This is a genomic window from Terrabacter sp. 05T424 (assembly GCF_056396225.1).
This window is the reverse complement of the sequence record NZ_JBFTLB010000001.1, coordinates 552,745-564,352: the sequence shown is the minus strand read 5'-3', so window position 1 is coordinate 564,352 and position 11,608 is coordinate 552,745. Positions and strand designations below refer to the sequence as shown.

Genomic DNA, 11,608 nt, shown 5'->3' with positions numbered 1-11,608 from the left:
ACGGGCGCCGTGCGGGGAGTGCGCGCCACGGGGTGCGAGCGCGGAATCCCCGCGACTGTCAGACGTCGGTCGGGGCGTGCCGGGAGCAGGTCGAACGGACACCCCCGCGGGTGAGGCAGGACCCGCCGAACGCACGAGGGCCCGCCGGACGGCATACGGCCTCGGCAGGGGCGGCGCGGTCAGTCGTCGCTGAGGTCGAGGCCGGCAGCGGCGGACACGCCCTGGAGGTAGCCACGCGCGCGCTCCAGACGCGGGTAGCCCCGCAGCAGCTCCCAGAACTGGGGGCCGTGGCCCGGCTGGAGCAGGTGCGCCAGCTCGTGCAGGAGGACGTAGTCGACGACCCACCCCGGCATGCCACGGAGCTTGTCGGACAAGCGGATCGAGCCCTCGGCAGGTGTGCACGAACCCCAGCGGGAGTTCTGGTTGCCGACCCACCGCACGCTCGACGGAACGGCGCGGCCACCGAGGTGCTCGCGGGACAGCTCGAGGGCCCGCTGCTCGAGGTCACCGTCGCTGCGCTGCCGGCGCTGCTCGGAGGCCGCGACGCGGGCGACCATGGTGCGCACCCACTCCCCCTCCTCGGCCTGGCTCATGCGCGCGGGGACGAGGACGACGAGCCGCCCCTCCTGCCGGTAGGCGGACACGGTGCGGCGACGCTTGGCGCTGCGGCGGACCTCGACGGTGACACCGTCGACCACGGTGTGCACCACCTCGCGCCGCGTCGTCGCCATGAGGGCAGGGTAAGCCCGCCGACCGACAACGGCGCGGAGCACGGCACCGACACGTCCGCGCCCGCACGGCATACCCCATTCCGGGAGGCCACGCCAAGCGGGGATGAGCATGATTTCGTGCTCAGCGTGCTCTAGGGTTGAACGAGTCGAGGCGCCCGTCGGATGGGCGCCGTCAACAAGGAGACACCAATGGCTGACGAGACCTACAAGGGCGAGTTCTACTGCGTGAAGTGCAAGGAGAAGCGCGAGGCCGAGGGCAAGGTTGTCGTGTCCGACAACGGTCGCCGCATGGCCAAGGGCCAGTGCCCCGTCTGTGGCACGAACCTCAACCGCATCCTGGGCAAGGCCTGACCAGGTCACGCCGGCGTCGCTGACGCCGCAGATCGAGGGGGCGGGACCACACGGTCCCGCCCCCTCGTGCGTGCCCGTGCGAGAGCGACCCTCCCAAGACCCCGTACGCCCCATCTGGAGCCGTATGCCGCCGCGAGCGTGCGCGTGGAGGCGCCCCGACCTCGAGCCGCCTGTGGACGGCCACGACGGCGACCCGCGAACGGCTGCGAGCCTGACGACCGAGGGTGGTGCCGCAGGCGGCGTCACCGGGTCAGGAGGTCCCATGTCTGCTGCCGTGCCGTCTCACCCGCGCGTCCCCGTGTGGCTGCGCCCCCTGACCCGCCGGCGGGACGAGGTGCAGTTCGGGGTGCTCCCAGGAGGCCCGGTCGTGAGGGGCATCAGCGAGACCGAGGCCGACCTGCTCGCGCGCCTCGACGGGGCCCTCCCCCTCGCCTCGACCTACCGGGTGGCGGCCGATGCCGGCGTGCCGCCAGAGCGGTGGCAGGCGCTGCTCGAGCTCGCGCACGACCTGGCGATCCTCGCCGACCGCGAGAGCGACGACCCTCCGCCTGACGGCGCGGTGCCTGCACGCGTCGTCGTCGACGGCTCCGGGAGCCTGGCCGCCGAGATCGCCGCGGCTCTCGCGAAGACCCACCTCACCGTCGTCCACCGGCGCGCCGCTCTCGACCGCGCCGTTTCGGCCCCCGACCGTCCCCGCCCGGACCTCGTCATCCTGATCGGGTCACCGGTTGTCGACCCGCGTCGCGGCGACCTCTGGCTGCGACACGGCATACCGCACCTGCCGGTCGCACCCGCCGGGCCGCGCACGGTGGTGGGGCCCCTCGTCGACGCCTCCCCCGGCGGGCCATGCCTCTGGTGCCTCGACCGGCACCGGGCCGACCGCGACGAGGCCTGGCCCACGGTGATGAGCCAGGCCACCCCTCCCCGGCAGCTGACCCTCGCCGGCCCGCCCGAGGGGACGCACGACGCCCTCCGGCCGGGGCTCACCGAGATCGTCGTCGGCACGGTCACCCTCCTCGTCACCGGCCTGCTCGAGGGGCACCCGCCGCCCCCCGGTGTCTCGGTCGAGGTGAGCCTGCCCTGGCCGCGCATGGACCACCGCCGCTGGCCCGCGCACCCGCTCTGCCCGGCGCACCCGGCGCCACTCGGCTCGCGCGACCGCGCGGCACGACCGTCGGCTGTCGCCACAGGGCTGACCCGCCAGTCCGGCGAGGTGCTGCGCCCGGGCGCCTAGGCCGACGCGTGCGCCGTGACACACCAACGCGTACGCCGCCACCCACCGGACCCGCATGCGGCCACGCACGACATAGAGTCGGGGGCGGGAGCGGGCCGACTGCGCCACGCCCCGAACGCCAGCCGGCGCCCTCGCCCACCGAGGCCCACGCCGTGGAGTCGCCCGAGGAGGTGTGCCGTGACCGACCTGCCGCGCAAGGCCGTCGTGCGCTCGGCCAAGCTCGCCTCGGTGCCACTCGGTTTCGCGGGACGCACGGCGCTCGGCATCGGCAAGCGCCTCGGCGGCAGGCCCGCCGAGCTCGTCGCCGCCGAGCTGCAGGCGCGCACCGCCCAGCAGCTGTTCCAGGTGCTCGGCGAGCTCAAGGGCGGGGCGATGAAGTTCGGGCAGGCTCTCTCGATCTTCGAGGCCGCCCTCCCCGAGGATCTCGCGGTGCACTACCGGGCCACCCTGACCAAGCTGCAGGACAGCGCGCCACCGATGCCGACCACCTCCGTGCACGGCGTCATGCGCACCGCGTTCGGCACCCGGTGGCGCAGCCGGTTCGAGTCCTTCGACGACCACCCCGTTGCCTCCGCGTCGATAGGGCAGGTGCACCGCGCCGTCTGGAAGGACGGCCGCGACGTGGCGGTCAAGATCCAGTACCCCGGAGCCGGGCCGGCGCTGATGAGCGACATCCGCCAGATCAGCCGGGTCGCGAAGGTGGCCGCCGGCTGGGTGCCGGGTATCGAGCTCGGCCCCATCCTCGACGAGCTGCGCGACCGCATGGCGGAGGAGCTCGACTACCGCCTCGAGGCCGACTCGCAGGCGACCTTTGCGGCGGCCTTCGACGGCGACCCTGACTTCGCCGTGCCGCACGTCGTCGAGGGCCGTGAGCACGTCATCGTGTCCGAGTGGCTCGAGGGACTGCCCCTGTCGCGCATCATCGCCGAGGGCACCCAGGAGCAGCGTGACACGGCGTCCCAGCTGTACCTGCGCTTCCTGCTTGCCGGCCCGGCGAGGGCAGGTCTGCTCCACGCCGACCCGCACCCCGGCAACTTCCGCATGACGCCCGACGGGCGGCTCGGCATCATCGACTTCGGGGCCGTCAACCGCCTCCCCGAGGGCATGCCGCCCGAGATCGGGCCGCTGCTGACGACGGGCCTCGAGGGCAGCGCCGAGGACGTGCTCGACGGGCTTCGCGAGATCGGCTTCGTCAAGAGCGGCATCGACCTCGACCCTGAGCGGCTGCTCGACTACCTCGAGCCGTTCATGGCGCCCTTCCGCACCGACACGTTCGCCTTCAGCCGCGAGTGGCTCCGGGGAGTGTTCGCGCACATCAACGATCCCCGGCAGCCCAACTACGCCGTCGCCTACAAGCTCAACCTGCCGCCCGAGTACCTGCTGATCCACCGGGTCTGGGGTGGGGGCATCGGGGTGCTGAGCCAGCTCGGCGGCACCGTGCACGGCCGCTCACTCGTCGACGAGCTGCTTCCGGGGGCCGACCTGCCGCCCGTGGGCGAGACGGGCTGAGGAGTCGTCACGACCGGGTCGTCACCACCAGTCGGGGTCGAGCTTGCTCTCGATCGAGCGGAGGTTGTCGCGGCTGCAGCGCTCGCAGGTCCACGTGGTGCGTCCGCGCTCGGTGCCGCGGCTCCAGGTGAGCCGGGCCATGGCCTGCTCATCGGTGGGCGGGGTCGTGCCGCAGCTCGAGCAGACGAGCACCGGGACGATCTCTGAGGTGTCCATGGGTTCTCCCTTCGCCTCACCGCCAGTATCCGCCGACGGGGCAGGCTCTCGTGGCGCCACGCGAGAGTCGTGCGCAGCCGTGCGTGCGCCGACGCGGCCCGTCACGTGCGCGAGGACGGCTCCCGGACATGAGGAACCGCGGGTGACGTGCGCGTCACCCGCGGCTTGCTCACTCGATTCAGTTGTCCTGCAACGCGCTCGACGGCGCGGTCGTTCACTTCTCGCTGTGGCGTCGACTGGCGCGGATCTCCTGTGCGATCAGCCGGGCGCTGCGACGGATGCCGCTGCGGTCCTGGCGCTGACTGCGCTGGTTGATCCGGTCGCGAGCCAGCATTTCGAGCTGGTTCATGACGATCTCCTGGTCTGTGAAAAAGATTGGTGTTCAAGGTGTTTGACGGCCGAGTCATGCGTCTTCACGCCGGCTCAGGCAGCCACGGGGTGCTTGCGCGGACGGCCGCGCGGCCTCTTGCGAGCCACGACCGCGCCCTGGACGAGCAACTGCCCGCCCCAGACGCCCCACGGCTCCTGACGCTCGAGAGCGCCGGCGAGGCACTGGGTCCGTGCGGGGCAGAGCCCGCAGAGGGTCTTGGCGAACTCGACGTCCTCCGGTCTCTCGGCGAACCAGAGCTCGGCGTCGTAGTCGCGGCACGGGATGGTCTCGCCGACCTGCTCGGCCTCTGTCCTCATGTCAATCAGTTCGCTCAGCTGCATCGTTCTCACCTCCGTCTCCGGGGCCCCGGTTCCCGGGCGCCCCTGCTCACTCGTCTCTGTCTTGGTCCGAAGGCCGGCACCGACGGTGCGCGACTCGGTCCTGCTGCTCGGCATCCGAGGAGTCATCTCTTGTGTCCCTGCTCTGTCCGGCGCCCGGTGGGGCGTTGATGCGGTGTCGGTTACTGCGGTGTGGGGCGGCAATCGGGTCAGGCGGCTGCTGGAGCTGCCCGGGGAAACACGAAGGCCGCGGACCCGGTGATGTCGGGTTCGCGGCCTGGAGGTGAGGCTTCTGGGTCTGTGTCAGACCGGTGGCCTCCCAGAGCGGGAGCGAACGACATCGATGGTCTTGTAGGCGGGGGCGAACGTGAGGCCGAGGACCGAGACGTCTCCCGTGATCGGAGCGCGGAGATCGGCGACGCGGCCGCCCATGACGGCGGCGACGGACACAGTGGTCCCCTGGGCCTCGAACGTGGAGTCCGCAAGACGGATCTGGCCGGCGCGCGGACGCACGGAAAGGACGCAGGTTGCTGCGTTCATCGTCATCGTGGTGATGTCCATGGGCCGACCCTCCTATCTGCTTCTCGCGGGCCCCAGCCGGCTACCTGAGCCACTGGGCTTGACGTCCTAAAGGGTACGCGTGCCCGTTGCGGACGAACAACTGATTTAACGAAGTTTTCGAGACAATTTTTCGTGCGGTGCCGTCAGCCGGCGGATTCCTTTGCAGCAGAACGACTTTCGAGCAACTCTTGCGGGTCTGCACCGCCCAGGATCGCCAGCACGTCGCTGCCGTACTGCTCCAGCTTGCGCGCGCCGACCCCACTGATCGTCGACAGGCCCCCCTCGTCGGAGGGCGCCTCCTCCGCGATCGCGGTGAGCGTCGCGTCGGTGAAGACGACGTATGCCGGCACGCTGGCGTCGCGGGCGACCGCGAGCCGCCAGGTGCGCAGGCGCTCGAAGGTCGCCTCGTCGTAGGTGGGCGGGCAGTCGTCGCAGCGACCGACCTTGCGCTGGGCGGCCGAGACGAGCTCGGCCCCGCAGCCGCGGCAGTGCGCGAGCCGCGCGACCTTCGGAGCGGACCTCTTGGAGCCACCCGACTTGGCCTCGCTGCGTGCACCCTGCCCCAGGATGCCGGCAGCCGGGGCGAGGAACCGCGAGACGCGGCGGGTGGCGCGAGCGCCAGGGGTGCGGGCGCCGGACCACGAGAGGAAAAGCTGCTTGCGGGCCCGCGTCAGGCCTACGTAGAGCAGTCGACGCTCCTCCTCGATGGCGTCGGGGCCCTCGGCCATCGAGATCGGCATGAGGCCGTCGGAGGCGCCCACGAGGAACACGGAGTCCCACTCGAGGCCCTTGGCGGCGTGGAGACTCGCGAGGGTGACGCCCTGGACGGCGGGCGCGTGCTGCTCGGCCGCACGCCGTTCGAGCTCGGCGACCAGCTCGGGCAGGCGCGCCTCGGGTGCTGCCGCCGCCATGTCGTCGGCGAGCGTCGCCAGGGCGGTCAGCGACTCCCACCGCTCACGGGTGGCGCCACCGCCGGAGGGCGGCTCGTGCGACCAGCCGGCGCCGGTGATGACGTCGCGTGCGATCTCTCCGAGCGGCTTCGCGCCGTCGTCGCTGCGGGCGGCGCCGCGCAGCAGGAGGACGGCGTCGCGCACCTCCTTGCGCGCGAAGAACCGGTCGCCGCCGCGCACGAGGTAGGGCACGCCCACGTCGGTGAGCGCCGACTCGAACGCCTCGGACTGCGCGTTGGTGCGGAAGAGCACCGCGATCTCGCCGGCCGGGTGACCCGAGCCGACGAGCGCACGGATGCGCTCGGCCACGCCGCTCGCCTCGGCGGGGTCGTCGGGGTAGGACGTGAGCTGCGGGTCGGGCCCCGGCTCACCCTGCGCCAGCAGTCGCACCGAACCCTCGCGGGCGGCCTGCGTGCCCGACGCGACGATCGTGTTGGCCAGCCCCACGATCTGCGGGGTGGAGCGGTAGTTGCGCACCAGCCGGACGACCTGCGCCTTGGGGAACCGCTTCGAGAATCCCACGAGGTGCTTGGGGCTGGCGCCGGTGAAGGAGTAGATCGTCTGGGCCGGGTCGCCGACGACGCAGAGGTCGCTGCGCTCGCCGAGCCACTGGTCGAGCAGCCGCTGCTGGAGGTCGTTGACGTCCTGGTACTCGTCGACGACGAACTGGCGGTACTGGCCTCGCACGGTGCGGGCGATGTCCTCGCGCTCGTCGAGGATGCCGACGGTGAGCAGCAGGACGTCCTCGAAGTCGATGACCCCGCGGCGCTGCTTGACGTCCTCGTAGGCCTCGAAGAGGCGGGCCATGGCCGTGAGGTCGAGACCCGGGGGCTCACGGCGCTGCTCACGCGCGCGGGCCGCATACGACTGGGGAGTCAGCAGGTTGACCTTGGCCCACTCCACCTCGGCGGCGAGGTCGCGGATCGTCGTGCGGTCGAACTGCATGCGCAACCGGCTCGCGGCCTCGGCTACGGCCGGCGCCTTGTGGCTCATCACCTCGGGGGCGGCACCGCCGATCGCCTGGGGCCAGAAGAAGTGCAGCTGGCGCAGCGCCGCCGCGTGGAACGTGCGCGCCTGCACCCCCTGCACCCCGAGCCCGCGCAGGCGGGTGCGCATCTCGCCGGCGGCGCGCGCCGTGAAGGTCAGCGCGAGCACCCGCTGCGGCTGCTGCGCACCGGAGTGGACGGCATACGCGATGCGGTGGGTGATGGCACGCGTCTTGCCCGTGCCCGCGCCCGCGAGGATGCACAGGGGCCCGGGTGGGGCGAGGGCGACCTCTCGCTGCTCGGGGTCGAGCCCCTCGAGGATCTGGTCGGCGGTGGCGGAGGTCAGGAGTGATCACCCTTCGCGATGGCGAGCGCCCGGGCGGCGTGGTCGGGCACGTAGTTCTGGTTCTCCTGGGGCGGGCGCTCGTAGCCACGCGGCGCGGGCCGGTCGGGAACGGCCGGCACGTCGGGGGTCATCGCGACGTGCGGGATCGAGCCCAGGAGGTGGTGCATGACGTTGACGCGCGAGCGTCGCTTGTCTTCGGACTCGACGACGTGCCACGGCGCCCACGCGGTGCTCGTGGCCGCCATCATGCGGTCCTTGGCCTCGGAGTAGTCCTCCCACCGGGTGATCGACTCGAGGTCCATCGGGGAGAGCTTCCACTGGCGCATGGGGTCCTTGGCGCGGGAGCGGAAGCGCCGCTCCTGCTCGACGTCGGAGACGCTGAACCAGTACTTGCGCAGGATGATGCCGTCGTCGACGAGCATCCGCTCGAAGACCGGCGCCTGCTCGAGGAACCGGGCGTACTGCTCGTCGGTGCAGAAGCCCATGACTCGCTCGACGCCGGCCCGGTTGTACCAGGACCGGTCGAACAGGACGATCTCGCCCGCCGCGGGCAGGTGGGCGATGTAGCGCTGGAAGTACCACTGGGTCTTCTCGCGGTCGGTGGGCGCCGGCAGGGCCGCGATGCGCGCGACGCGGGGGCTGAGGTACTCGGTGATGCGCTTGATCGCCGAACCCTTGCCCGCGGCGTCACGCCCCTCGAAGACGACGACGACGCGCTGGCCCGTGGCCCGCACCCACTCCTGGAACTCGACGAGCCCGGCCTGCAGTCGCCGCACCTCCGCGTCGTAGACGGCGAGGTCCATCTTGCGGGGTCGCTTTGCGCCGTGCCGGGCCATGGGGTCATCCTTGCATCGAGGGACGACGTCCGCGGGAGCCGTCCCCAACCACCCCGGCCACGCAGGCCGCCACCAGCACGACGAATGGGAACCGATGCCCGAGCTCAGCCAGGTCACGCCCACCGAGGGCTCGATCACGATGTTCACCACGACGTGGTGCGGCTACTGCACGCGGCTCAAGGGCCAGCTGTCGCGCGAGGGTGTCCCGTTCACCGAGATCGACCTCGAGGCGAACCCCGAGCACGTCGACTTCGTGGAGCAGGTGAACGCCGGCAACCGCACGGTGCCCACGGTCGTCTTCCCCGACGGCACCGCCGCGACCAACCCGTCGCTCGCCGAGGTCAAGCAGCGCCTCGCCGGCTAGTCATCCGCGCGGGCCGTCACCACCGACGGCTCCCGCCCTCGACGACAGACTCGACCGTCGAGCCGAGCCAGCGCTCGATGATCCGCTTCGCGATCGAGATGCCGCTCGGGGTCCGGATGGCATCGCTGCGCAGCAGGTCGCGGTACTCCTCCCGCGTGACCCACCGCGCCTCGGCCATCTCGACCGGGTCGATGGTCAGGTCGGTCTCCCGGGTCGTCGCCGCGAACCCGATCATCACCGACGAGGGGAACGGCCACGGCTGGTTGCCGAGGTAGCGGGCAGAGTCGATCGTGACCCCGACCTCCTCGGCGACCTCGCGGGCGACGGCCGCCTCGAACGACTCCCCCGGCTCGACGAAGCCGGCCAGTACGGAGAACCGGCCTTCCGGCCAGTGCGCCCCGCGGCCCAGCAGCAGCCGGTCGTCGGGGTCGACGACCGACATGATGACCGCGGGGTCGGTGCGCGGGTAGTGCTCGCTGCCGTCGCGCTCGCACCGTCGCACCCAGCCGGCCTCCACCGGCTCGGTCGGTGCCCCGCAGCGTGGGCAGAAGGGATGGGTGGCGTGCCAGTGTGCGAGAGCGAGAGCGGTCGTGAAGACACCGGCGTCACGCGGTCCGAGCGCCTCCCCCGCCTGCCGCAGCGTGAGCCAGCCATGCGCCTCGGTGTCGCGGCCGCTGGACGACGTCCCGTCGGAGGCGTCTTCCGCCGGCTCGTCCGACCCCACGACGCCGACGTATGCCGTGCCGGCGCCGTCGCGCCCGAGGTGGAGCGCCAGCCGGGTGCGGTCGGCGGCCTCGGGGGCCCTGAGGACGAGTCCGAGCGTGCCGTCGCCGGCGGCCCCGTCGCCAGTGGTTCCCTCGCTGGGGGTGCCGCGGCCGGCGGACCCGTCGAAGGCAGCCACCCGCATGCGGTCGCCCCGGACCTCGGCGACGCGCGTTGCGGGATCGTCGAGCAGCTCGCCGATGACGTCGGGTCGTCGGCGTTCGAGGGCCACCCGGTCGAGCGAGCTGCGTGAGAGTGCCAGATCCGTCAGGGTCGCGTCGGTCAGGGCCACGCCGCCCACCCTAGGACGGCTTCCGGCCCGCAGGTGAGCGACCCTGCCCGGGCGCTGCCTCCCACGCTCGGCGGCTCGTTCGACTTACCGTGGACGCGTGACCCGCAGCCCCCTCTTCCTCGCCGCCCTGGCGAGCTCGGCCGTCCCCGGCCTCGACCCGGTCACGGTGGAGGGCACTGCGACCCGGCCCGGCGACCTCTTCGAGATCGCCTACGTCCAGGACAGCCAGGACCGTCGCTGGGTGGTCAAGTGCCCGGCGACGCCGGCAGCCGGAGCCATGCTCGACGACATCGCGGCCCTCTCGGGCCTGCTCGGGCGTCGGCTCGACGTGGCGATGCCGATGGTGCGCGGCTTCGCGCCCGTGCCCGAGGGGCGTGCGGCCGTGTACCTGCGCGTGCCCGGCAGGCCACTGGACCTCGGGGGACTGCAGCCGGGGCAGCTCGCGGCCGAGGTCGGCCGCACCCTCGCGCACATCCACAACGTCGAGCACCTGCTCTTCGAGGAGGCCGGGCGTCCGACCTACGACGCCGAGGCGCACCGGCGACGACAGCTCTCCGAGCTCGACCGTGCGGCGGCCACCGGCCACGTGCCCACCGGACTGCTCACGCGGTGGGAGCACGCCCTCGAGGACGTGTCACTGTGGCGATTTGCGCCCTGCGCGGTCCACGGGACCTTCATCGGGGCCAACGTCCTCGCGTCGTTCGACGACGAGGACGACTCGTCCACCGGTCGCGTGCGCGGCGTCCTCGCGTGGGAGGAGAGCCGCATCGGCGACCCCGCCGACGACTTCGCCGGGCTCACCCGGGTCGCGTCGCCCGAGACGCTCGACGCCGTGCTCGAGGCCTACTCGCAGTCACGGGTGGAGCGCCCCGACGTGCACCTCGTGCGGCGTGCCCGCCTCGCCGCCGAGATGGCGCCGCTGCGAGCCCTGCTCCACGCACTCGCCTCGGGTCGGCTCGAGGTCGTCGAGCGCACGGCCGATGAGCTCCGGGCGCTGGACGCGCAGGTCGAGGCCGACGACCGCCGCCACGCACAGGAGGATGCCGACCGCAGCGAGCGCACCCGTGCGGCGCGCGAGCGCGCCGAGGCGGTGCTCGACCCCCACGACCCGGAACGCCCCGAGCCGGCCTGGGACGCCACGCAGCCGCACACGCCGTTCCCGATGCTCGGCGAGACCCAGGCCATCTCCATGACCGACCTGCCGCACCAGGATGGCTCGAACGACCAAGCCGTCCCTGACGCCCCGCAGGAGCCGGAGCCTCACGAGCCGGCGTGGGACGCCACCCAGCCGCACACGCCCTTCCCGACACCCGGGGTGACCCAGGCCATCACGACCACCGACCTGCTCGGTGACACCGACGCCACCCCCGACCCCACCTCCGACCCCGCGCCCGACCCCGCGCTCGATGCCGGGCTCCATGAGGGAGCCGACGGTGTCCCCGAGGCCCGGGGCACGTCTGCCGCAGGCCAGCCCCGGCCGGGCGGTGAACGTCACCAGCCCACCGTCGCCACTGCATCGCACGGGCCGACGTCGGGGCCCGAGGAGTCGCAACCGGTGCCGTTGGTCGCGCCGCACGCCGGTGACTCGCCGTTCGAGATCGACGAGGTGGAGGCGCTGCCCGACGGGGTGGGCGACCTGCACGAGGGCGCGTCGGACTTCGTCCCGGTCGCGCACCCGTCCCGACCGCGCGACGGCCGCCGCGCCTGATCGCGCCTGATCGCGGCCGATCCGCGGCCGATCCGCGGCCAAGGCTCGCGGCCG

The 11,608-nt window shown here is 72.6% G+C and carries 13 protein-coding genes; 5 read left to right on the top strand and 8 right to left on the bottom strand.

What is annotated here, in order from left to right; genetic code table 11:
- Positions 1-179 precede the first annotated feature (179 nt).
- Positions 180-731, bottom strand: a complete 552-nt coding sequence (locus AC1DE0_RS02640) for a M48 metallopeptidase family protein (RefSeq protein ID WP_478096819.1) — start codon at positions 729-731, stop codon at positions 180-182.
- Positions 732-920: 189 nt separating this feature from the next.
- Between AC1DE0_RS02640 and AC1DE0_RS02635 the strand changes: the two genes are divergently transcribed.
- The 3 genes from AC1DE0_RS02635 (at position 921) to AC1DE0_RS02625 (ending at position 3,825) form a co-directional block, all read left to right on the top strand.
- On the top strand, positions 921-1,082 hold the full coding sequence (locus tag AC1DE0_RS02635) for a DUF5679 domain-containing protein (RefSeq protein WP_020143053.1): 162 nt from the start codon (positions 921-923) through the stop codon (positions 1,080-1,082).
- A gap of 262 nt (positions 1,083-1,344) precedes the next feature.
- Positions 1,345-2,316: a hypothetical protein gene (locus tag AC1DE0_RS02630; RefSeq protein ID WP_478096817.1), complete on the top strand. Its 972-nt coding sequence runs from the start codon at positions 1,345-1,347 to the stop codon at positions 2,314-2,316.
- A 177-nt stretch (positions 2,317-2,493) separates the two neighbouring features.
- Positions 2,494-3,825 carry an ABC1 kinase family protein gene (locus AC1DE0_RS02625; RefSeq protein WP_478096815.1) on the top strand — a complete coding sequence of 444 codons (1,332 nt, stop codon included), beginning with the start codon at positions 2,494-2,496 and terminating at the stop codon, positions 3,823-3,825.
- A 21-nt stretch (positions 3,826-3,846) separates the two neighbouring features.
- On the opposite strand, the gene AC1DE0_RS02620 is transcribed toward AC1DE0_RS02625, so the two are convergent.
- From AC1DE0_RS02620 to ppk2, 6 genes are all read right to left on the bottom strand, one after another.
- Complete coding sequence (locus AC1DE0_RS02620; RefSeq protein ID WP_478096813.1) at positions 3,847-4,041, bottom strand: hypothetical protein; 195 nt, start codon at positions 4,039-4,041, stop codon at positions 3,847-3,849.
- A gap of 214 nt (positions 4,042-4,255) precedes the next feature.
- A complete protein-coding gene (locus tag AC1DE0_RS02615) occupies positions 4,256-4,390 on the bottom strand; it encodes a hypothetical protein (RefSeq protein ID WP_442291919.1) in 135 nt (44 codons plus the stop codon).
- 74 nt (positions 4,391-4,464) lie between these two features.
- Entirely contained in the window at positions 4,465-4,752 is a 288-nt protein-coding gene (locus tag AC1DE0_RS02610; protein ID WP_386050389.1) for a WhiB family transcriptional regulator, read from the bottom strand.
- Between the two features lie 300 nt (positions 4,753-5,052).
- The gene (locus AC1DE0_RS02605; protein ID WP_478096810.1) at positions 5,053-5,310 is read right to left on the bottom strand and encodes a hypothetical protein; all 258 of its coding nucleotides are present in this window, start codon (positions 5,308-5,310) and stop codon (positions 5,053-5,055) included.
- A 143-nt stretch (positions 5,311-5,453) separates the two neighbouring features.
- Complete coding sequence (locus tag AC1DE0_RS02600) at positions 5,454-7,568, bottom strand: ATP-dependent DNA helicase UvrD2 (RefSeq protein ID WP_478097748.1); 2,115 nt, start codon at positions 7,566-7,568, stop codon at positions 5,454-5,456.
- A gap of 20 nt (positions 7,569-7,588) precedes the next feature.
- A complete protein-coding gene (gene ppk2 / locus AC1DE0_RS02595) occupies positions 7,589-8,428 on the bottom strand; it encodes a polyphosphate kinase 2 (protein WP_478096808.1) in 840 nt (279 codons plus the stop codon).
- Between the two features lie 94 nt (positions 8,429-8,522).
- Between ppk2 and AC1DE0_RS02590 the strand changes: the two genes are divergently transcribed.
- On the top strand, positions 8,523-8,792 hold the full coding sequence (locus tag AC1DE0_RS02590) for a mycoredoxin (protein WP_478096806.1): 270 nt from the start codon (positions 8,523-8,525) through the stop codon (positions 8,790-8,792).
- Positions 8,793-8,808: 16 nt separating this feature from the next.
- Here the strand turns inward: AC1DE0_RS02590 and nudC are convergent, their stop codons facing one another.
- Entirely contained in the window at positions 8,809-9,846 is a 1,038-nt protein-coding gene (nudC, locus tag AC1DE0_RS02585) for an NAD(+) diphosphatase (RefSeq protein ID WP_478096804.1), read from the bottom strand.
- A gap of 97 nt (positions 9,847-9,943) precedes the next feature.
- Between nudC and AC1DE0_RS02580 the strand changes: the two genes are divergently transcribed.
- Entirely contained in the window at positions 9,944-11,554 is a 1,611-nt protein-coding gene (locus AC1DE0_RS02580; protein ID WP_478096802.1) for a phosphotransferase, read from the top strand.
- Positions 11,555-11,608: the final 54 nt, after the last annotated feature.